At 70.7% G+C, this 20291-nt stretch carries 16 protein-coding genes; 9 read left to right on the forward strand and 7 right to left on the reverse strand.

Annotation, left to right across the window (positions count from 1 at the left end; translation table 11 throughout):
* Positions 1-104: 104 nt before the first annotated feature.
* Both miaB and Q9R39_RS07095 read left to right on the forward strand, forming a co-directional pair.
* A complete protein-coding gene (gene miaB, locus Q9R39_RS07090) occupies positions 105-1637 on the forward strand; it encodes a tRNA (N6-isopentenyl adenosine(37)-C2)-methylthiotransferase MiaB (RefSeq protein ID WP_068969901.1) in 1533 nt (510 codons plus the stop codon).
* A 21-nt stretch (positions 1638-1658) separates the two neighbouring features.
* A complete protein-coding gene (locus tag Q9R39_RS07095; protein ID WP_374100843.1) occupies positions 1659-2294 on the forward strand; it encodes a hypothetical protein in 636 nt (211 codons plus the stop codon).
* 21 nt (positions 2295-2315) lie between these two features.
* Here the strand turns inward: Q9R39_RS07095 and Q9R39_RS07100 are convergent, their stop codons facing one another.
* Positions 2316-3683 carry a DUF349 domain-containing protein gene (locus Q9R39_RS07100; protein WP_311277247.1) on the reverse strand — a complete coding sequence of 456 codons (1368 nt, stop codon included), beginning with the start codon at positions 3681-3683 and terminating at the stop codon, positions 2316-2318.
* A 262-nt stretch (positions 3684-3945) separates the two neighbouring features.
* Between Q9R39_RS07100 and Q9R39_RS07105 the strand changes: the two genes are divergently transcribed.
* From Q9R39_RS07105 to hflX, 4 genes are read left to right on the forward strand one after another with little or no spacing between them, the layout of a single operon-like run.
* A complete protein-coding gene (locus Q9R39_RS07105; RefSeq protein ID WP_311277248.1) occupies positions 3946-4713 on the forward strand; it encodes a hypothetical protein in 768 nt (255 codons plus the stop codon).
* Entirely contained in the window at positions 4710-5630 is a 921-nt protein-coding gene (miaA, locus tag Q9R39_RS07110) for a tRNA (adenosine(37)-N6)-dimethylallyltransferase MiaA (RefSeq protein WP_311277249.1), read from the forward strand. The genes Q9R39_RS07105 and miaA overlap by 4 nt, the downstream gene beginning before the upstream one ends.
* 10 nt (positions 5631-5640) lie before the next feature.
* Positions 5641-6552: a diaminopimelate epimerase gene (gene dapF / locus Q9R39_RS07115; RefSeq protein WP_226513126.1), complete on the forward strand. Its 912-nt coding sequence runs from the start codon at positions 5641-5643 to the stop codon at positions 6550-6552.
* A 52-nt stretch (positions 6553-6604) separates the two neighbouring features.
* Complete coding sequence (gene hflX / locus Q9R39_RS07120) at positions 6605-8047, forward strand: GTPase HflX (protein WP_277242947.1); 1443 nt, start codon at positions 6605-6607, stop codon at positions 8045-8047.
* 40 nt (positions 8048-8087) lie between these two features.
* Here hflX and Q9R39_RS07125 read toward each other — a convergent pair whose 3' ends face one another.
* The 4 genes from Q9R39_RS07125 to Q9R39_RS07140 all read right to left on the reverse strand — a co-directional run bounded on the left by Q9R39_RS07125 (position 8088) and on the right by Q9R39_RS07140 (position 12398).
* On the reverse strand, positions 8088-8348 hold the full coding sequence (locus tag Q9R39_RS07125; protein WP_058250193.1) for an HPr family phosphocarrier protein: 261 nt from the start codon (positions 8346-8348) through the stop codon (positions 8088-8090).
* 98 nt (positions 8349-8446) lie between these two features.
* Entirely contained in the window at positions 8447-10549 is a 2103-nt protein-coding gene (locus Q9R39_RS07130; RefSeq protein ID WP_311277250.1) for a fructose-specific PTS transporter subunit EIIC, read from the reverse strand.
* A gap of 116 nt (positions 10550-10665) precedes the next feature.
* A complete protein-coding gene (locus Q9R39_RS07135; protein WP_065628914.1) occupies positions 10666-11631 on the reverse strand; it encodes a 1-phosphofructokinase family hexose kinase in 966 nt (321 codons plus the stop codon).
* Positions 11628-12398, reverse strand: a complete 771-nt coding sequence (locus Q9R39_RS07140; RefSeq protein ID WP_058250196.1) for a DeoR/GlpR family DNA-binding transcription regulator — start codon at positions 12396-12398, stop codon at positions 11628-11630. Before Q9R39_RS07140 ends, Q9R39_RS07135 begins: the two co-directional genes overlap by 4 nt.
* A 149-nt stretch (positions 12399-12547) precedes the next feature.
* Between Q9R39_RS07140 and Q9R39_RS07145 the strand changes: the two genes are divergently transcribed.
* Positions 12548-14257: a phosphoenolpyruvate--protein phosphotransferase gene (locus Q9R39_RS07145; RefSeq protein WP_137808721.1), complete on the forward strand. Its 1710-nt coding sequence runs from the start codon at positions 12548-12550 to the stop codon at positions 14255-14257.
* Here Q9R39_RS07145 and lexA read toward each other — a convergent pair.
* Entirely contained in the window at positions 14235-14939 is a 705-nt protein-coding gene (gene lexA / locus Q9R39_RS07150; RefSeq protein WP_058250198.1) for a transcriptional repressor LexA, read from the reverse strand. The two genes, Q9R39_RS07145 and lexA, sit on opposite strands and share 23 nt — an antisense overlap.
* Before the next feature lie 224 nt (positions 14940-15163).
* On the opposite strand from lexA, the gene Q9R39_RS07155 reads away from it, so the two are divergent.
* Together Q9R39_RS07155 and nrdR are read left to right on the forward strand one after the other, a co-directional pair.
* Positions 15164-15703, forward strand: a complete 540-nt coding sequence (locus Q9R39_RS07155) for a LysM peptidoglycan-binding domain-containing protein (protein ID WP_311277251.1) — start codon at positions 15164-15166, stop codon at positions 15701-15703.
* 99 nt (positions 15704-15802) lie between these two features.
* A complete protein-coding gene (gene nrdR / locus Q9R39_RS07160) occupies positions 15803-16303 on the forward strand; it encodes a transcriptional regulator NrdR (protein ID WP_311277272.1) in 501 nt (166 codons plus the stop codon).
* On the opposite strand, the gene hrpA is transcribed toward nrdR, so the two are convergent.
* The gene (gene hrpA, locus Q9R39_RS07165) at positions 16277-20263 is read right to left on the reverse strand and encodes an ATP-dependent RNA helicase HrpA (protein WP_311277252.1); all 3987 of its coding nucleotides are present in this window, start codon (positions 20261-20263) and stop codon (positions 16277-16279) included. The two genes, nrdR and hrpA, sit on opposite strands and share 27 nt — an antisense overlap.
* Positions 20264-20291 lie beyond the last annotated feature (28 nt).

The following is a 20291-nucleotide window of genomic DNA, read 5'->3' on the forward strand; positions in this document are numbered from 1 at the left end:
CGGCGAAACGGTCATTGGGGCACCCTATCGGCCGACGTGGAACAGGGTGTCCTGTGGGAGTCGATTTGCGTGCGCCCCGTACCCTCGTAGGGGTGAGTATCGAGTTGTCGGATCGGCCTGAGCAGGCAGCACCCGCCGCGCGCAGTTATCAGGTCCGTACCTACGGCTGCCAGATGAACGTCCACGATTCCGAGCGCATCGCCGGTCTGCTCGAGGACGCCGGGTACGTGCGCGCGGGTGAGGACGACCCCGCCGATCTCGTCGTCTTCAACACCTGCGCGATCCGGGAGAACGCCGACAACAAGCTGTACGGCAACCTGTCGCACCTCGCCCCGGTCAAATCCGACCGGCCCGGCATGCAGATCGCCGTCGGCGGCTGCCTCGCGCAGAAGGACAAGGACACGGTGCTGTCCCGGGCCCCGTGGGTCGACGTCGTCTTCGGCACACACAACATCGGGTCGCTGCCCGCGTTGCTCGATCGAGCCCGCCACAACGACGCCGCCCAGGTGGAGATCCTCGACGCGCTCGAGCGGTTCCCGTCGACCCTGCCGGCCAAGCGCGACTCCGCCTACTCGGGCTGGGTGTCGGTGTCGGTGGGGTGCAACAACACCTGCACGTTCTGCATCGTGCCGTCGCTGCGCGGCAAGGAGGTCGACCGCCGGCCGGGCGAGGTGCTCGCCGAGGTACAGGCCCTCGTCGACCAGGGTGTCGTCGAGGTGACGCTGCTGGGCCAGAACGTGAACGCCTACGGGATGTCCTTCGCCGATCCCGATCAGCCCCGCAACCGGGGCGCCTTCGCCGAACTGCTGCGCGCCTGCGGTGACATCGAGGGGCTCGAACGCGTCCGGTTCACCTCACCGCACCCCGCCGAGTTCACCGACGACGTGATCGAGGCGATGGCCCAGACGCCGAATGTGTGTCCGCAACTGCACATGCCGCTGCAGTCGGGGTCCGATCGCATCCTGCGCGCGATGCGCCGCAGCTACCGGCAGACCAAGTTCCTGGGCATCCTCGACAAGGTCCGCGAGGCCATGCCGCATGCGGCGATCACCACCGACATCATCGTCGGCTTCCCCGGCGAGACCGAGGAGGACTTCCAGGCCACCCTGGACGTCGTCGAGCGCGCCCGCTTCTCGAGCGCGTTCACCTTCCAGTACTCGCCCCGCCCCGGCACGCCCGCCGCGACGATGGCCGATCAGGTGCCGCCCGAGGTCGTGGCCGATCGCTACCGGCGTCTCATCGCGCTGCAGGAGCGGATCTGCCTGGCCGAGAACGAGGCGCTGGTCGGGACCGAGGTGGAGTTGCTCGTGGTCGCCGACGAGGGGCGCAAGTCGGCGAAGACCCAGCGCATGACCGGCCGCGCCCGGGACGGCCGCCTGGTGCACTTCGCGCCCGGAACGGCGTCGGGGATCCGCCCGGGTGACGTCGTGCACACGCAGCTCACCGCAGCGGCACCACACCATCTGATCGCCGATTCCGGCGTTCTCGCGCACCGCCGCACCCGCGCCGGCGACGCACACGAACAGAGCCGTACCCCCACCACCGCGCCCGTCGGCGTCGGGCTCGGGCTGCCGGGGTTCGGTGCCCCCGCCGCCGTCCCGGCCGACGCCGGCTGCGGCAGTGGCTGCGGCAGCTGACCACCATCACGAAGTGAGGCGATGACCATGTCCGAGAATTCGGCGTCCGACAACGAGGCGTCCGGCAGCTCTGGGTCCGAGAAGGCCGCGTTCGAGCAGTACGAGAACGACCTGCGCAAGGCGGAACGGCGGGTGGCCGGCGAGATCGACCCGGGTGCGCGCGCGGTCGTCGTCGCCGTGGCAGTCGTCCTCGCCATGGTGTCGATGGTGTTGCCGCACACGGGATCCGTCACCGGGCTCGAGGTCCTCACCTTCACGCCCGAGGCGGCCGCCGAGCGCGTCACGATCGTGTCGAGGATCTTCGTCTACCTGGTGACGATCTTCGGCATCGTCGTCTCCATGCTCGCGCTGCTCACCCGCCGGTGGTTCCTGGCGTGGATCGCGCTGTGCGGGTGCGCCATCGCGTGCGTCGCCGGGATGCTGGCGTGGTGGTCGCGGAACACGCCGGGCGTCGGTGGCGTCGAGCCGCCGTCGGGCGTCGGCATCGGCCTCGTGCTGGGCTGGATCGCGGTCTTCGTGCTCACGTTCCACTGGTCCCGCGTCGTGTGGGCGCGGAGCTCTTACCAGCTCGCGCTCGAGGACGAGCGGCGCCGGCAGGCCGCCGAGCAGGAGGCCTACGCCGCAGCGCTGTACCGCAAGAACCCGCACGAGGACTGATCCGGCGGGCCCCGACCGGACTCAGCGGTCGGTGACGGCACTCTCCGCGGCGGCGGCCCACTCGCGCCACTGCGCAGCCTGATCGCGCAACTTTGCGGCGTCGCGGTCCTTTCCGCGTTCGGCCGCCTTGCGCGCCTGGTCCTCGAGTTGCGCTGCGCGGTCGGCGAATTGCGCCGCCCGCGCCAGTGCCTCGGGATCGGTCCGCTGCCACTGAGCGTCCTCGGCGTCGCGGATGCGCTTCTCCAGGGCCCGCGCGCGGGCCTCCAGGCTGTGCATCTGATCGCGCGGGACCTTGCCCAGTTCGTCCCACTGATCGCGGAACGACCGGAACTCGCGGCGGGCCGCGTCGAGATCGGTGGCAGGGTCGATGGCCTTCTCGGCGGCATCGAGCAGGGCGACCTTGGCGGTCGCGTTCGCGGAGAATTCCGCGTCGCGTTCCGACGACGCCGCGTTGCGGGCGCCGAAGAAGACGTCCTGTGCGGCCTTGAACCGCTGCCAGAGGGCCTCGTCGGTGTCCCGCGGGGCGCGGCCGGCCGCCTTCCACTCACCGAGCAGTTCCCGGAACTTGGCCGACGTCGGGCCCCAGTCGGTGGAGCCGGACAGCTCCTCGGCGCGGGCGATGAGTGCTTCCTTGCGTTCCTTCGCACCGGCGCGCTCGCGGTCGAGTTCGGCGAAGTGCGCACCTCGCCGGCGATTGAAGGCGTCGCGCGCTTTGGCGTACCGCTTCCACAGCGCGTCGTCGGTCTTGCGGTCGACGCCCTTGATGGACTTCCACTCGTCGAGGATCTCGCGCAGCCGGTCGCCCGCGCTCTTCCAGTTGGTCGCGTCGGCGCCGATCTGCTCGGCCTCGGCGGCGAGGACCTCCTTGCGCGCGATGGCCTCCGACCGGGTCTTCTCGCGCTCGGCGCGGATGGTCTCGGCGACCTCGTCGGCGCTGCCGACGATCGCCTCGAGGCGGCGCTGCAGCGCGGCGACGTCACCGATCACATGCGCGTTGGGCAACTCGTCGAGCAGGTGCTTGGCGGCTTGCTGGGCCTTACGCGGGTCTCCCGAGCGGGCGGTGAGCCGTTCCTCGAGGATCTCGACCTCGGTGGCGAGGTCGTCGAACCGGCGTCCGAAGTGCGCAAGCCCCTCCTCGACCGTGCCGGCCTGCCACGAACCGATCTCGCGTTCGCCGTCGTCGGTCTTGAGCCACACGACACCCGACTCGTCGATACGACCGAAGCGGTGCGGATCACCGGTGACGAGATGCGTGACGACCGGTTCGGACGCGATGCCTGGGCGGGGTCCGGGCTTGGGCCGGGGTCCCGGCTTGGGTCCCGGCTTCGGTGTGTCCTGCCCGGCGGGTGCCTGCTGGGGTTCGGAAGCCGATTCGGTCGGGTTGCTCATGTGCACGTGTCCTGCCGCTCAGTGGTGCCGCGCGTCACGGCTGCCGGTCGCTGGAGTCGGTTCTCGCCGGGCATCCTACGCCCGCGATCGCCGACAAGTACCGTTCCATTCAAGCAGTTCAGGCCCGTCGATGTGGCGTCCGTGCCGAGTTGGTGGGTCGCGGCGCGGGGTAACCGGCGCCGGGAGCGGAGCGAGCGGGCCGAATGTCACCGGCGCCGGGAGCGGAGCGAGCGGGCCTCGTGTGGTCGACTAGCGTCGTGGTGTGCTTGCGGCCGTCGTCTTCGTTCCGAGTGCCCCGCTGCTCGTCCCCGAGTTGGCCGGACCGGCCGCCTCCGACACCGAGCCGGTGCGGCGCGCAGCTCTCGACGCGGTCGCGGGCGCGCTCGGCGTCGACCGCTGGGTGGCGATCGGAACCGCCGACGGGTCGACCGCTGGCCTCGTGGGCGAGCCCTTGCGCGGCACCTTCGCGCGGTTCGGCGTGGACGTCCCGGTCACGATCGACTCCGCGATCACCGATGTTGCTATCGCCGATGTCGCGGTCACCGACCCGCTGCCCCGGATGAGTCTGTCGGCGCTGATCGCCGGGTGGATCGCCGAGCGGATGTCGCTGGGTCCGCTGAGCGTGTGCAGCGTCGGTTCCGCCACGCCGCCCGCGGAGTGCGTCGCGGTGGGTACCCGGCTGGCCGCCCGTCTCGACGAGGGCTCGGACGCCGTCGGGGTCCTGGTGGTGGGCGACGGGTCGACGGCGCTGACCGACAAGGCCCCCGGCGGGGGGCGTCGGGAATCGGCGGTGGCGCTGAACGACGCGATCGTGGCCGCGCTCGGATCGGCGGACACGGACACGCTGATGGCACTCGACCCTGCGAAGTGCGATGCCGAGGGCGTCGGCGGCCGGGTCGCGTGGCAGGTGGCGGCCGGCCTCGTCGGCGACCGGTCGGTCCGGGCGGTACCCGACTTCGCCGACGCGCCCTTCGGCGTGGGTTACGTGGTCGCGACCTGGACCGTCAACGACGGCGAGCACGCCCGATGACCGCGCCGCCCACCCCGATCGCTGTTGTCGGACCCACTGCCGGCGGCAAGTCCGATCTGGCCCTCGACCTCGCCGAACGGCTCGGCGGCGAGATCGTCAACATCGACGCCATGCAGCAGTACCGCGGCATGGACGTCGGGACGGCCAAGCTCCCGCCCGACGAACGCCGCGGCATCCCGCATCACCAGCTCGACGTGCTCGACGTGACCGAGGTGGCGACCGTCGCGCGCTATCAGCAGGCCGCGCGGGCCGACGTCGACCGGTTGCGCGCCGCGGGTCGGGTCCCGGTGATCGTCGGGGGATCGATGATGTACGTCCAGGGACTCCTCGACGGCTGGCAGTTCCCGCCCACCGACCCGCAGGTCCGCCGGCGTTACGAGGACCTGCTCGACGAGCGCGGAGTGGGCGAGATGCACCGGCTGCTCGCGGAGGTCGACCCGGCCGCGGCGTCGACCATCCTGGCCACCGACGGTCGCCGCATCGTGCGGGCGCTGGAGGTGGTCGAGCTGACCGGTGCACCCTTCGCCGCGTCGCAGCCCACCATCGGCGAACCGCGCTGGGGCACGATCATCCTCGCCCTCGACCGGGACACCGAGGAACTCGACGACCGGATCCGCCGTCGGACGAGAGCGATGTTCGAGCAGGGCCTCGTCGACGAGGTGGAGGACCTCTGTTCCCGCGGCCTGCGAGAGGGACGCACCGCGTCGCAGGCGATCGGTTACAAACAGGTCCTCGCGGCGCTCGACGGCGAGTACGACCTCGCGCAGGCCGAGGAGCTGACCTTCATCGGCACCCGGCGTTATGTCCGTCGGCAGCGCTCGTGGTTCCGCCGCGATCACCGGGCGCAGTGGCTCGACGCCGCCGCACCCGATCTGCTCGACCGAGCGCTGCGCATCGTCGACGCGCCTTCCCCGTAGGCTGTGATCCGTGACTTCCGCCCCGCAGAGCAGTGCGAGCGACGGCCTGCACTTCGTCAAGGGTCATGGCACCCAGAACGACTTCGTGGTCCTCGCCGACCCCGACGCCGAGATCGCGCTCGACGCCGCTACGGTCGCGGCGCTGTGCGACCGGCAACGGGGGATCGGCGCCGACGGATTGCTGCGCGTCGCCCGCTCGGGCGCCCTCGTCGCGGCCGGTGTCCTCGACGCCCTGCCCAACGACGTGTCGGCCGACGACTGGTTCATGGATTACCGCAACGGCGACGGTTCGATCGCGGAGATGTGCGGCAACGGGGTACGCGTCTTCGCCCACTACGTCCGGGCGTCGGGACTCGTCGACACCGACACGTTCTCCGTCGGTTCCCGTGCGGGTGCCCGCGGCGTCACCATCCACTCCTTCGACGCCGTGCACGCCGAGGTCACGGTGGAGATGGGTCCGGCGCGGATCGACGGGTCGTCGGTGGTCCGCATCGGTGACGACATCTACCCCGGTGCGATGGTCGACGTGGGGAACCCCCACCTGGCGTGCGTCGTCGCGGACATGACCGCGGCCGACCTCGACGCGGTCGACTTCTCCGCCGGCGTGATCATCGAGGCCGCCGACTTCCCGCACGGCGCGAACGTCGAGCTGCTGACCCCACCCGTGGAAGGCCCCGACGGCGGCCTGACCGCGCGGATGAGGGTGTTCGAGCGGGGCGTCGGGGAGACGCGCAGCTGCGGAACCGGCCTGGTCGCGGCGACGCGCGCCGCTCTCGACGCCCGCGGCGCGGACACCGGCGAGCTGCGCATCGGCATCCCCGGCGGTGAGGTCACCGTGACGATCCGTCCCGATGGCTCGACCCTGCGCGGGCCGTCGATGCTGGTCGCCGACGGGGTGCTGCGGCCCGGCTGGGAGCGCTGAGCTCGATATTCGCGTGCTCGGTCCTGGACGGTCGTGAGACCATGGTTCCCGTATGACCGAATCAGAAGCACAGATCATGTCCGCGGCCGATCTCGGGATCCGCGACACCGCGGGTCCCACCACCGGCGAACTCCAGCTGTCCGAGCGCGCCTCACTGCAGCGCATCGCGGGACTCTCCACCGAACTCACCGACGTCACCGAGGTCGAGTACCGGCAGCTACGACTCGAACGCGTGGTCCTGGTCGGCGTGTGGACCGAGGGCAGCGCGGCTGCCGCGAAGGCCAACATGACCGAGCTGGCCGCCCTCGCCGAGACAGCCGGTTCCCAGATCCTGGACGCGGTGATCCAGCGTCGCTCCAAACCCGATCCCGCCACCTACATCGGCAGTGGCAAGGCCGAGGAATTACGCGAGATCGTCCTCGCGACCGGCGCCGACACCGTCGTCTGCGACGGTGAGCTCACGCCCGCCCAGCTCAATGCGCTGGAGAAGGTGGTGAAGGTGAAGGTCATCGACCGCACCGCGCTGATCCTCGACATCTTCGCCCAGCACGCGACCTCTCGCGAGGGCAAGGCGCAGGTCTCCCTCGCGCAGATGGAGTACATGCTCCCGCGTCTGCGCGGCTGGGGTGAATCGATGTCCCGGCAGGCCGGTGGCCGGGCGGGCAGCAACGGCGGTGTGGGCCTGCGCGGTCCCGGTGAGACCAAGATCGAGACCGACCGTCGCCGCATTCGGGAGCGGATGGCCAAGCTGCGGCGCGAGATCCGTGGCATGAAGAAGGCGCGGAACACCAAACGTGCTGCGCGCAAGAGCGGTTCGATCCCGACGATCACCGTCGCCGGCTACACCAACGCGGGCAAGTCCAGCCTGGTCAACGCGATGACCGGCGCCGGTGTCCTCGTGCAGGACGCGTTGTTCGCGACCCTGGATCCCACCACCAGGCGGGCGACGCTCGACGACGGCCGCGCGGTCGTCTTCACCGATACGGTCGGGTTCGTCCGGCATCTGCCGACCCAGCTCGTCGAGGCGTTCCGGTCGACGCTCGAGGAGGTCGTCGACGCCGATCTGCTTCTGCACGTCGTGGACGGTGCGGACGCCTTCCCGATGGAGCAGATCTCGGCCGTCCGTCAGGTCATCAACGAGATCGTCGCCGAAGAGGGCGTCACCGCGCCGCCGGAGTTGTTGGTCATCAACAAGATCGACGCCATCGACGGCAACCGCCTCACCGAGTTGCGTGGCGCGCTCGGTCCGGATGCGGTGTTCATCTCCGCCCGAACCGGTGAGGGACTGCCCGAACTCTTCGGGCGGGTGCGCGAGTTCGTCGGTCGCGAGGACGTCGAGATGACCATCGAGGTGCCGTTCGACCGGGGTGATGTCGTGTCTCGCGTCCACAGCGAGGGCGAGGTCATCTCGTCGGAGCACACCGAGACCGGCACCACGATGAAGGTCCGCGTCCCGGCCGCTTTCGCGGGCGAGATCGCGGACCTCCGGATGTGAGCGCTTCGCCGGCTGTACGGACCCAGTCGGCTGTACGGACCTAGTCGGCGTCGAGATCCTTCTCGACGAGACCGACGATGGTGTCGAGCGCGGCCTGGTCGTCGGCCGTCACGACCACGCGGGTGCCCTTCTCGGCCCCGAGCGTCATGATCATCAGCGCCGACCCCGCGTCCACCGGGTCACCGCCCTCGAGGCCCAGCGTCACCGGGCTGCCGGTCTCGGCGACCGCCTCGGCGATGATCGTGGCGGGGCGGGCGTGCAGTCCGACTGCGGAGCCGACGGTGGCGGTGGTGCTGGGCATGGTAACTCCTTCGAGTGTTGTCGTGTGTTCTGTGGTGGTTGTCGGGCGATTCGGTGCCGGGGAGCGCCCCGGATGTCAGGTGGTCGTGTGATCGGGTGTCAGACGGCGACCGCCTCGAGTTCGTCGAAGGCGACGGCGTCGCGACTGCGGTGCACCTGCTTGGCCGCGACCACCAGGACAGCGGACAGCACCGTACCGGCGACCAGCGCGACGAGGAACAGGACCCAGTTGTTCATGGCGAAGAAGACGAAGATGCCGCCGTGCGGGGCGCGCAGTTCGACGCCGAAAGCCATGATCAGCGCACCGCTGAGGGCACCACCGGCCATCATCGACGGGATGACCCGGAAGGGGTCGACCGCGGCGAACGGGATGGCACCTTCGGAGATGAACGACGCGCCGAGGAGCCATGCGGCCTTGCCGTTCTCGCGCTCCGGTTCGGTGAACAGGCCCGGTCGGACGACGGTGGCGAGAGCCAGGGCGAGCGGGGGCACCATGCCGGCACACATGACCGCCGCCATGATCTGGAATTGCGCGGGTCCGGCGGTTGCCGCGTCGGCGATCCCGGCGGTGGCGAACAGGTACGCGCTCTTGTTGACCGGTCCGCCGAGGTCGAAGCACATCATCAGGCCGAGCACGATGCCGAGGGCGATGGCCGATCCGCCGGACATGCTCTCGAGGCCGCTGTTCATCTGCTCGGTCAGCCAGGCGAGCGGTTTGCCGAGGACCATGTAGAGCAGTCCGCCGACGATCATGCTGCCGAACAGCGGGATGACCACGACCGGCATGAGACCACGAACCCACTGGGGCACCGGGGTCCGCGCGATCCACAGGCACACCACGCCGGCGATGAGACCGCCGATCAGCGCGCCGATGAAGCTGGCGCCCACGGCGAGCGAGACGATGCCGGCCACGAAACCGGGTGCGATACCGGGGCGGTCGGCGATCGCGAACGCGATGTAGCCCGCGAGGACCGGTACGGCCAGACCCATCACGCCCGAGCCGATCGCGAAGCTCACCGCGCCCAGGTATTGCAGCAGCCCGCCCGCCGGCAGATCCCAGAGGCTGTTGTTCAGGGCGATGAACGCGCCGTCGCTGAGGGTGCCGCCGTCGTCGAGGTTCGTGTTGGCGACCTCGTAGCCGGCGAGCAGGAAGCCGAGCGCGATGAGCAGTCCGCCCGCCGCGACGAACGGGATCATGTAGCTCACACCGGTCATGAGTGCCTGGCGTGTACGGCCGGCGAGACCGATGCCCGACTTCGACGAGTCGGCCGCGTCCGCGTCCGCGCCGTCGCCGGTGACGCGCGCCGCGTTCGGGTCGCGCCCCGCCGCGACCGCCTCGGCGATCATGGCGTCGGGTTCGTTGATGGCGCGCTTCACCCCGGATGCGATGACGGGTTTGCCGCGGAACCGGTTGCGATCCTTGACCCCGACGTCCGTGGCGAAGATGACGGCGTCGGCCGAGGCGATCACGTCCGGATCGAAGGCCGTGGTCGCCGAGGACCCCTGGGTCTCCACCGCGAACTCGACGCCGGCCCGCTCGGCGGCGTACTTCAGGGCGTCGGCCGCCATGTAGGTGTGGGCGATGCCGGTCGGGCACGCGGTGATCGCGACGATGCGCGGCTTGGCCGGTCCCGGGTCCGGGGTCCGGTCCGAGTCCGGGTGGGCCGGCGCACCTTCGGGTTTCGTGGTCGACGGGGCAGGGGTGGACGGGGTGGCGGTCGGCGCGGCGGTGCTCGCGGCCGGCGGCGCGGGGTCGATGGCCTCGTTGACCAATTCGATGACCCGCTCCTCGTTCTCGGCCGCGCGGAGCGAGGCCACGAAGTCGGGCCGGACGAGTGAGCGGGCCAGCGAGCTGAGGAGCTTCATGTGCGCACTGGCACCCCCCTCGGGCGCGGCGATGAGGAAGACCAGGTCGGCCGGCCCGTCCGGTGCGCCGAAGTCGACCTTGCGGGACAGCCGCGCCATGGCGAGACTGGCCGCGGTCACCGACGCGGTACGGGCGTGCGGGATGGCGATGCCGCCGGGAAGTCCGGTGGCGGACTTGGCTTCTCGGTCCAGTGCGGCCCGCGCGAGGTCGGCGGGATCGGTGGTCCGGCCGGCCGCGGCGAGGGCGTCGGCGAGCGTGGTGATGACGGCGGCGGGATCGCCGCCGGCGTCGACGTCGAGACTCACCGTCTGCGCGGTGATGATCTGCTCGGTCATGGGATGTCCTTCGGTGGAAAGAGTGGGGTCGGTGCTGGGTGGGTCGATGGTGGATGGAGTCGGTGCTGGATGGGTGCGGTGTTGGATGGATGTGGAGACTCGCCGGGACGGTGCCGTCAGGTCATGCGCGCGGCTCCCGACAGTTCGGTCACCCGCACGCCGGGGAGGTCGAGGTGGTCGGGCGTGGGGGCCTGGGTGCCGGCGAGCGATGCGGCCGCCGCGCCGTACGCCACGGCCGACCGGAGGCAGTCGGCGGGCGCGGCCCCGGTGCTCTGCGCGATGAGGTAGCCGGCCAGTGACGAGTCGCCGGCGCCGACGGTGCTGCGCGGGACGATCGGCGGCGGGGTCGCCGACCACACGCCGGATGCGGTGACCAACACGGCCCCGACGGCGCCGAGGGTGGCGAGGACGTTGCCCCCGATCTGTTCGGCGATGGTCGCAGCGGCGTCGATGACCGGTCCGAGATCGTTGCGCGCGAGTGCTTCTCGGAGCTGTCCGGGGTCGGCGCCGGTCAGTTCGGCGAGCTCGTCCTCGTTGGGCTTGATCAGGTCGACGCGACCGGTGACGCTGGCACGGAGGGGAGCGCCCGAGGTGTCCACCGCGACCCGGCAGCCGGCGAGGACGAGGTCGTCGGCGATCGAGCGGTACCAGTCGTCGGGGACGCCGGGAGGCAGCGACCCGCAGAGGGTGACCCACTGCGCGGAGCCGGCGTGCTCACGGATCAGCCCGACGAGCGCCTCGCGGTCCGGGCCCGTCAAGGTGACGCCCGGTGCGTTGATCTTGGTGGTCGTCCCGTCGGATTCGGCGATGGTGATGTTGGACCGGACCTCGCCGTCGACCGGCACGGCGTCGTAGGGGAGTGCGAGGTCGTCGAGTGCGGCCCGCAGCGGGTCGCCCGGCCGCGCCGGGAGCAGTGCGCGGGTGGCCAGGCCCGCGGCCGCGACGACCCGGGCCACGTTGACGCCCTTGCCGCCCGGCTCGGTGCGGACCACGCCGGCGCGCTGCACCTCGCCGCGGGCGAGCGGTGCGCCGAGTTCGAGGGTGCGGTCGAGACTCGGGTTGGCGGTGACGGTGACGATCATGCGATCACGACCTCGACGCCACGCGCGGACAGGGCCGCCGAATAGGCCGGGTCGATCCCGGAGTCGGTGATGAGGACGTCGACGTCGTCGAGTCCGGCGAAGGAGGTGAGGTCCTCGCGGTCCATCTTCGAGCTGTCGGCAAGGACCACGACCCGTTGCGCGGCTGCGACCATCGCCGCCTTGACCGCGGCCTCGTCGGGGTCGGGTGTCGACAACCCGTGGGCCTCGCTCAGGCCGTTCGTCCCGATGAAGGCGGTGGTCACGCGCAGTCGGCGAAGCGCGTCCACGGTGTCGACGCCCACGGTCGCCTGGGTGAGACCGCGTACGCGTCCGCCGAGGGCATGGAGACCGTCGGGATGGGTTCCCGCGAGCAGGCCGGCGATGGGCAGGCTGTTGGTGAACAGGGTGAGCCTCCGATCGGGAGCGGTCGCCTCGGCCGCGCGGTAGGTGGTGGTGCCGGCGTCGAAGAGCACCGAGCCGCCGTCGGGCGGCAGGAACCGGATGGCCGCCCGGCCGATCGCGGTCTTCTGCTCGATCTGGCTCGACTCCCGTTCGTCGATCCCGAGCTCGCCGAGGGTGCGCATGATCTCGGCGCGCACGGCGCCGCCGTGGACCCGCTGGAGATGTCCGGCGCGTTCCAGTACCGCGAGATCGCGTCGGACGGTCTCGCTGGTGACGTCGAATTTCTCGGCGAGCGCGGCCACGGATGCCCGCCCCGCGAGTCGCACCTCGTCGACGATCGCCTGTTGTCTCTCCTCGGCGTACACACCGCTCCGATCTCCGGTTTCGACCAACCCGCTTGTTGAGGCGTGTGGGATTGGATGTTGTAGTAATTGTGTTTACGCCTGTTTGTGTTGACAAGTCAAGCACTTTTTGTAACGGTGGTCACATCGGTAGTCGAGTGAGAGGCAAGACGATGGCGCAGATCCTGACGGGAACCCCGGTGGTCGGCGGGTTGGCCCACGGTCCCGCGCTGTGGCCGGGCGAGCGACCCGACCACTCGCCGGAGAAGCTCGGCGTCGGTGTGGAGATCGCCGAGGAACGGCGCGCCGACGAGGTCACGCGCTTCGCCACCGCGGCCGGCGCCGTCGCCGCGCGGCTGCGCACGCGCGCGTCGCAGAACACCGGGGTGACGGCCGAGGTGCTCGCCGCGACGGCGGGCCTGGCCGAGGACCGCGGCTGGATCGGTGCCGCGACCGCGCTCATCGGCAAGGGCGCCCCCGCCGAGGCCGCTGCCGTCGCGGCCACCGAACAGTTCGCGGCGGTGTTCACCAAGCTCGGCGGACTGATGGCCGAGCGGGTCACCGATCTCAACGACGTGCGCGACCGGGTCCTCGCCGAACTGCTCGGCCTACCCGAACCTGGTGTGCCCACTCCGGAGGTGCCGTCGGTCCTGCTCGCCGACGACCTCGCGCCCGCCGACACCGCGGGCCTCGACCCCACGAGCACCATCGCCCTCGTCACCCGCCTCGGCGGACCGACCAGCCACACCGCGATCATCGCGCGCCAGCTGGGGATCCCGTGCGTGGTGGCGGTGGCCGACCTGGACGAGATCGAGCCCGGCACAACCGTTCTCGTCGACGGCAGCACCGGGCGGATCGAGGTGGAGCCCGATGCGGAGGCGGCCCGGGCTCGCGTCGACGAGGATCGGCGGCATGCCGCACTCGTCGCCGGCTGGACCGGTCCGGGGCAGACCGCCGACGGGGTGGCCGTGGCGGTGCTCGCCAACGTCGCCGACGGATCGTCGGCACGCGCCGCGGCCGGGTACCCCGTCGAGGGCGTCGGGCTCTTCCGCACCGAACTCGCGTTCCTCGAGCGTGCCGACGAACCGTCGGTGGACGAGCAGGCCGCGATCTACCGGGAGGTGCTCGATGCGTTCGACGGGCAGAAGGTGGTCATCCGCACCCTCGACGCCGGGTCCGACAAACCGCTCCGGTTCGTGACCCATCCCGACGAATCGAACCCAGCGCTCGGCGTGCGGGGCGATCGGATCGCGCTGGCGCACCCCGAGATCCGCGCGCATCAGCTCGACGCGATCGCGCAGGCCGCGTCGGGGTCGGCCGTCGCGCCGTGGGTCATGGCGCCGATGATCGCCTCGCCGGCGGAGGCGCGCACCTTCGCCGCCGAGGTCCGCGGCCGTGGTCTGGTCGCCGGGGTGATGATCGAGGTGCCCGCGGCGGCGATCCTGGCCGAAGCCGTCCTCGCCGAGGTGGACTTCGTATCCATCGGCACCAACGATCTGACCCAGTACACGATGGCGGCCGATCGGATGTCGGCCGATCTCGCCGGACTGACCGACCCGTGGCAACCGGCCGTGTTGAGCCTCATCGCGGGTGTCGCGGCAGCGGGTGCACGTCAGGGAAAGCCGGTCGGGGTGTGCGGCGAGGCCGCCGCCGATCCGAACCTCGCCTGCGTGCTCGTCGGTCTCGGGGTCACCTCGCTGTCCAGCGCGCCGGCTGCTGCCGCGGCCGTGGGGGCCCGGCTCGGCGAGGTGTCCGCACCGGACTGCCGGGCCGCCGCCGAGGCTGCCCTGGCCACCTCGGATCCCGCCGCGGCGCGCGAGGCTGCCGCGGCGGTGCTCGACGGTTCGGTCGGTGGAGAGGTCAGACTCGCCGCATCACGGTGACGACCTTGCCGAGGATGACGGCATCGTTGCCCGGGATCGGATCGAACAGTTCGTTGTGCGGCATGAGCCAGACGTTCGGGCCCTGACGCTTGAAGGTCTTCACGGTGGCCTCGCCGTCGATCATGGCCGCGACGATGTCGCCGTTGTCGGCGACGTTCTGCTGCCGGACCACGACCCAGTCGCCGTCGCAGATCGCGGCGTCGATCATCGACTCGCCGACGACGCGCAACAGGAAGAGCGATCCCTCGCCGACGAGCTCACGGGGCAGTGGGAAGACGTCCTCGACGGCCTCCTCGGCCAGGATCGGACCGCCGGCCGCGATACGGCCGAGAACCGGCACGAAGGTCGGCTCGGGAAGCTGGCCGGCCGTCGGGGTGTCCGGCGACGGGGTGTCACTCGGGGCGATGTTGACCGCACGGGGACGGTTCGCGTCGCGCTTGAGCAGCCCCTTGCGTTCCAGCGTCCGCAACTGATGGGCCACCGACGACGTCGAGGCCAGGCCGACCTCGTCGCCGATCTCCCGGATGCTCGGCGGATAACCGCGCTCGCGCACCGAGCGGCGGATCACCTCCAGGACCCCGGCCTGTCGCGGGGTGAGTGAGGCCTCGGCGGCGGCGGCGTCGAACGGGGCCTCGTCGTCGGCGCCCCGCGCTCGGCCGCGCCTATCGCCGGTGTCACTCATGTTCGGTTCCTCTCGTCTTCGGAACGTGCTGGTAGATGGCTTGCGCCGGGTCCGAGCCTAGCGGAGTGCGACCGGCACCTCAAACATTTGTTCGATGTGTCGCGAGACTTTGTCGGGACGTCGTGCTACAAATTCGAACATCAGTGCATCGAACATCTGATCGATGTTCGAACACCGACCGCCACACCCCGCACGATCCAGACACCAGAACACCGGAGGGCACCATGCGCACCGCCACTCTCGTCGCTCCCGTCCGCACCGACCGTCCCGACGCTGTCCGGCCCCCCACCGACCGCGCCGATCGGGTCCGGACGCGCGCCCCGCTGTCCGACGGCGGCCGCCCGGTAGACAACCGGCCGGCCGGCACCCGACCGCGGGGTGCGTCGCCGGTGACCCCGCGGGTGGGCGGTACCCACTGTGGCTCTTCGGTCGGGGTGCGCGGGCGTGGCCCGGTCGGACCCGACGCGGCGGTGTTCCGTCGCCGCCGCCGCACCGCGGTCGCGCTCCTCGCCGGCGTCGGGCTGGCGTTCGTCGTGTGGGTGTTCGGTGTCGTGGGCCAGAACTACTCGGACTCGCTGACCCCGTCCGCCGTGAGTGCCGAGGTCGTCCACGTGCGCTCGGGGGACTCGCTCAGCTCGATCGCCGGCCGGGTGGCACCCGAGATGCCGCGCGAGGTCGTGATCGACGAGATCGTCGCGATGAACGATCTGGGGTCGAGCGCGCTGCAGGTGGGCCAGCCCCTGCTCACCCCCCGGTACCGCTGAGGCCGGGCGGTATCCTCGATGTCACAGGGGCCGGCCGACAAGCGGCGGGGCGCACGCTTCGGGTGCGTTCCAGCGTCCCGCGACCTGCGTGAGGACACGATGCGCTGCCCCTTCTGCAAGAACGACGACACCAAGGTCATCGACTCGCGTGTCGCAGATGAAGGGCAGGCCATCCGCCGCCGTCGCTCCTGTGTGGAGTGCGGTCGCCGGTTCTCGACCGTGGAGAGCGCCGTGCTCGCGGTGGTCAAACGCAACGGCGTGACCGAACCGTTCAGCCGGGAGAAGGTCATGCGCGGCGTGCGGCGAGCCTGTCAGGGCCGCCACGTCGCCGAGGACGCGCTCGCGCAACTCGCCCAGCAGGTCGAGGACACGGTGCGCGCCAGTGGATCGGCCGAGATCCCCAGCAACGAGGTCGGACTCGCCATCCTGGGTCCGCTCCGCGATCTCGACGAGGTGGCGTATCTGCGCTTCGCCTCGGTGTACCGGTCGTTCGACTCGGTGGAGGACTTCCAGCGCGAGATCGACGACCTGAAGGCGGCATCGGGTACCGGGAGCGCGCTCGCCGAACCCGTGTCAGCCGAGTCGGTCCAGAGCTCGTAGGACCCGTTTCTCCGACACCGGGAACGCGGTACCGAGACGCTGGGCGAACAGCCCCACGCGCAACTCCTCGACGAGCCACTGCGCTTCGTCGTCGACCACCGCCCGCCGGTGCTCGGGTACCTGTTCGATGCGCTGGGCCCACCGTTCGACGGCGCGATCGACGGCGGCCACCCCGGCCTGGTCGCGTGCCGCGGACGCGGGTAGTGCCTCCAGACGTGCTTGCGCGCCGTCGAGATAGCGCGGCAGATTCTCCAGGTGGCGTCGCGCGGTGGCCGCCACGAATCCATCGAACACGAGGTGGGCGACCTGTTCGGCGACGTCGTCGGCAGCCAGCGAACCGGCGTGCCGGTCGATCGCCGCCCGCAGCGGGGCCATCCGTTCGAGGGCCGCGACGGCCAGCGAGAAGTAGTCCGGTGCGGCCGCGGCGACCCGTGGCCGGATCTGTTCGAGCAGCGCCGAGAAGGACTGCGGTGAGCGAACCGCGGCGAGCTCTGCGTCGTCGATGTCGGCGACCGTGTCCCGGGTCGCCCGGCGGGTGCAGTCGGCGAGCAGTGCCTCGATGGTCGAGTACGGGCTCTGGCTCAGGGCGAGTCGTTCGACCGGACTCAGCGAGCCGGCGATCCGCTTGTGCAGCGGAGGTATCGCGAGGTCGAGGAGGGCGACGATCCCGCGTCGCAGGAGGCGGTCCCGTGTCTCGGGGCTCGCCGCATCGACGACGACGACGCCCCGCGCGTGGCCCTTCTCGTCGGAGACCACGTCGATCGTCGGGTACCGGGTCAGCCGCTGCCCCGCGACATCGACCGTCGTCTGCTCGGCGAGCGAACCGATCCCGTCTGCGGTCCAGGTCCGATACAGGGTGCGCGACACCGTCTTCGGCGCCGCGGGCGTTCCGGTCTGCTGGAGTTCGGGCAACGAGTCGGCGCGGGCGACGATCCGCCCGGAGTCGTCGGCCACCGCGAAATGCATGCGCAGGTGCGGCGGTACCCGGTCGGTGTCGAAATCGCCCGCGGTCACCCGCATCCCGGTGATCGCCGAGAGCTCGCGGGCCAGCCCGGTGGCCAGCGGCTCCTTGCGCGGGGTGAGCCGGCCGAGCGCGAGTTCGGCGAACCGCTGCGCGGGCGACATGCTCTTGCGGAGCTGTTTCGGCAGCGACTTGACCAGTGCGGTGGCCAGTTCGGCGCGCATGCCCGGGACCGACCAGTCGAAGCCGGCCGGTCGGACATGGGGTAGCAGTGCCTGCGGGATCACGACGGTGACGCCGTCGTCGGGTGCGCCCGGTTCGAACCGGTAGCGCAGTTCGAGTCGGGTGTCGCCCTGCTGCCAGGCGCCGGGATAGTCCGTGGGGGCGACGTCGGTGCCTCCCGTGACGTCCTCGGGGCGCAGATCCAGCAGATCCGGTTCGGCCCGGCGGGCCTTCTTCCACCAGGTGTCGAAGTGCCGGGCCGAGGTGACCTCGGCCGGTAGCCGCTGGTCGTAGAACTCGAAGAGCTGGTCCTCGGTGATCACGAGACCCCGGGTGCGCGTGCGGTTCTCGACGTCCGAGGCGGCCTCGAGAAGCGTGCGATTGCGGTCGAAGAAGGCGTGCTGCGTCCGCCAATCGCCCTCGACGAGAGCGTGCCGGATGAACAGCTCCCGGGAGACCACCGGGTCGATGGGGCCGTAGTCGACGCGCCGGCGGGCGACGAGCGGGACCCCGTAGAGGGTCACGCGTTCGTAGGCCATCGCCGCTCCGCGTTTCGCCGACCAGTGCGGCTCGCTGTGGGTGCGCTTCACCAGATCCCCGGCGAGTTTCTCGGCCCACAGCGGATCGATCCCGGCGACGGTGTGGGCGAACAGGCGCGACGTCTCGAGGACCTCGGCCGCCATGATGAAGGCGGGTGGCTTCTTGGCGAGCGGAGAGGCGGGGAAGATCATCAGCGTGGTGTTGCGCGCACCGGTGAACTCGCGGCCCTCGGTGTTGCGGGCGGCGATGTTGCTGAGCAACCCGGACAGGATGGATCGGTGGACGGCGTCCGCGTCGAGTTCGGTGGGCGCGACCGACCAGTCGAGGTCCTTGACGATATCGGTCAGCTGCCGGTGGAGGTCCTGCCACTCCCGGATGCGCAGGAAGTGGAGGTACTCGCGCTCACACATGCGCCGAAAGCGGCTGCCGGACAACTCCTTGCGCTGGTCGCCGAGGTACCGCCACAGCTCCACGTAGGACAGGAAGTCCGACTGCGGGACGACGAAGCGCCGGTGCTGGGCGTCGGCGGCCTCCCGGTGCTCGGCCGGCCGTTCCCGTGGATCGGGGAGCGACATCGCGGCGGCGATCACGAGAAGGTGGTCGAGACAACCCAGTTCGTGTCCGGCGATGAGCATCCGGGCGACCCGGGGATCGACCGGGATCCGCGACATCGACCGGCCGATCGGGGTCAGTCGCGGGGGCCCGCCCTCGCGCGGGACGGTGATGGCGCCGAGTTCGGTGAGAACACCCATACCGTCGCGGATCGCGCGGTCGTCGGGCGGCTGGACGAACGGGAACTCGGCGATCTCACCCAGTTTCAGCGAGGTCATCTGGAGGATGACCGCCGCGAGGTTGGTGCGCAGGATCTCCGGGTCGGTGAAGGCCGGCCGGGAGTCGAAGTCGTTCTCGCTGTAGAGACGGATGCAGACGCCCGGGGCGACACGACCGCATCGACCGGCCCGCTGCCGGGCACTGGCCTGTGAGACCGGTTCGATGGGAAGACGATTGACCTTGGTCCTGGTCGAGTACCGACTGATACGGGCGGTGCCGGTGTCGATGACGTAGCGGATGCCGGGCACGGTCACCGACGTTTCGGCGACGTTGGTCGCCAGCACGATCCGGCGTCCGTCGGAGGGGGAGAACACCTTCTGCTGCTCGGCGATCGACAGTCGCGCATAGAGCGGCACGATCTCGGCACCGGGACCCTTGCTGCCGCCGGTTCGTCGACGGAGCGCCTCGGCGGTCTCTCGGATGTCCCGTTCGGTGGGCAGGAACACGAGGATGTCGCCGCGGCCACCGGCCCACAGTTCGTCGACGGCGGCGTCGATGCCCTGGATCTGGTCGAGGTCGGCATGTTCGCCGCCGCCGGCGTCGTCCCCGTCGTCGGGGCGTTCCTGCAGGCTCAGCGGTCGGTACCGGATCTCGACCGGATAGGTGCGTCCGGATACCTCGATGACCGGGACCGAGGTCTTCGGCGTGCTGAAATGCCGTGCGAAGCGCGCCGGTTCGATCGTCGCCGAGGTGATGATCACCTTCAGATCGGGGCGTCGGGGCAGCAGGCGGCGCAGATAGCCGAGGATGAAATCGATGTTGAGGCTGCGCTCGTGGGCCTCGTCGATGATGAGGGTGTCGTAGCGGCGCAGCATGGGGTCGGTGGCGATCTCGCGGAGCAGGATGCCGTCGGTCATGACCCGGACGAGGGTGTCGGCGCCCGACCGGTCGGTGAACCGGACGGAGTAGCCCACCGCGTCGCCGAGTTCGGTGTCGGTCTCGTCGGCGATGCGCTTGGCGACCGAGCTCGCGGCGATGCGCCGGGGCTGGGTGTGCCCGATCGACCCGCGGATGCCACGCCCGAGTTCGAGGCAGATCTTGGGGAGCTGGGTGGTCTTGCCCGAGCCGGTCTCGCCCGCGACGACCACGACCTGGTGGTTGCGGATCGCCTCGGCGATCTCGTCGCGTGCGGCGGAGACCGGTAGTTCGTCGGGGAAGCGCAGAAACGGCACGGTCGCGCGCCGCCGGTCGAGACGGGCGCGTGCCTTGTCGACATCGGCGACCAACTGTCGCCACTTCGCGGCATCCGGGCGCGCGGCGAGCCGATCGATGCGACGACGCAACCGGTCGGCGTCGACGAGGCCCAGGTCGTCGAGTGCGCGGAGCAGATCCGAGCGGGGGATGTCCGATGCAGCGGTGTCCGGTGGAGACGGGGACGGGTCAGGTGACGAGGACGGGGCCGACATGATCACTCCAGGATATGGGGAAGCGCCG

The organism is Gordonia sp. AC31, from assembly GCF_031844505.1.
Lineage (GTDB): Bacteria > Actinomycetota > Actinomycetes > Mycobacteriales > Mycobacteriaceae > Gordonia > Gordonia hongkongensis.

Coding starts and splice junctions, on each gene's coding strand:
- Q9R39_RS07095 (WP_374100843.1), top strand. CDS start 1,659: ATGACCATGTCCGAGAATTCGGCGTCCGACAACGAGGCGTCCGGCAGC.
- Q9R39_RS07100 (WP_311277247.1), bottom strand. CDS start 3,683: ATGAGCAACCCGACCGAATCGGCTTCCGAACCCCAGCAGGCACCCGCC.
- miaA (WP_311277249.1), top strand. CDS start 4,710: ATGACCGCGCCGCCCACCCCGATCGCTGTTGTCGGACCCACTGCCGGC.
- hflX (WP_277242947.1), top strand. CDS start 6,605: ATGACCGAATCAGAAGCACAGATCATGTCCGCGGCCGATCTCGGGATC.
- Q9R39_RS07125 (WP_058250193.1), bottom strand. CDS start 8,348: ATGCCCAGCACCACCGCCACCGTCGGCTCCGCAGTCGGACTGCACGCC.
- Q9R39_RS07130 (WP_311277250.1), bottom strand. CDS start 10,549: ATGACCGAGCAGATCATCACCGCGCAGACGGTGAGTCTCGACGTCGAC.
- Q9R39_RS07135 (WP_065628914.1), bottom strand. CDS start 11,631: ATGATCGTCACCGTCACCGCCAACCCGAGTCTCGACCGCACCCTCGAA.
- Q9R39_RS07145 (WP_137808721.1), top strand. CDS start 12,548: ATGGCGCAGATCCTGACGGGAACCCCGGTGGTCGGCGGGTTGGCCCAC.
- lexA (WP_058250198.1), bottom strand. CDS start 14,939: ATGAGTGACACCGGCGATAGGCGCGGCCGAGCGCGGGGCGCCGACGAC.
- Q9R39_RS07155 (WP_311277251.1), top strand. CDS start 15,164: ATGCGCACCGCCACTCTCGTCGCTCCCGTCCGCACCGACCGTCCCGAC.
- nrdR (WP_311277272.1), top strand. CDS start 15,803: ATGCGCTGCCCCTTCTGCAAGAACGACGACACCAAGGTCATCGACTCG.
- hrpA (WP_311277252.1), bottom strand. CDS start 20,263: ATGTCGGCCCCGTCCTCGTCACCTGACCCGTCCCCGTCTCCACCGGAC.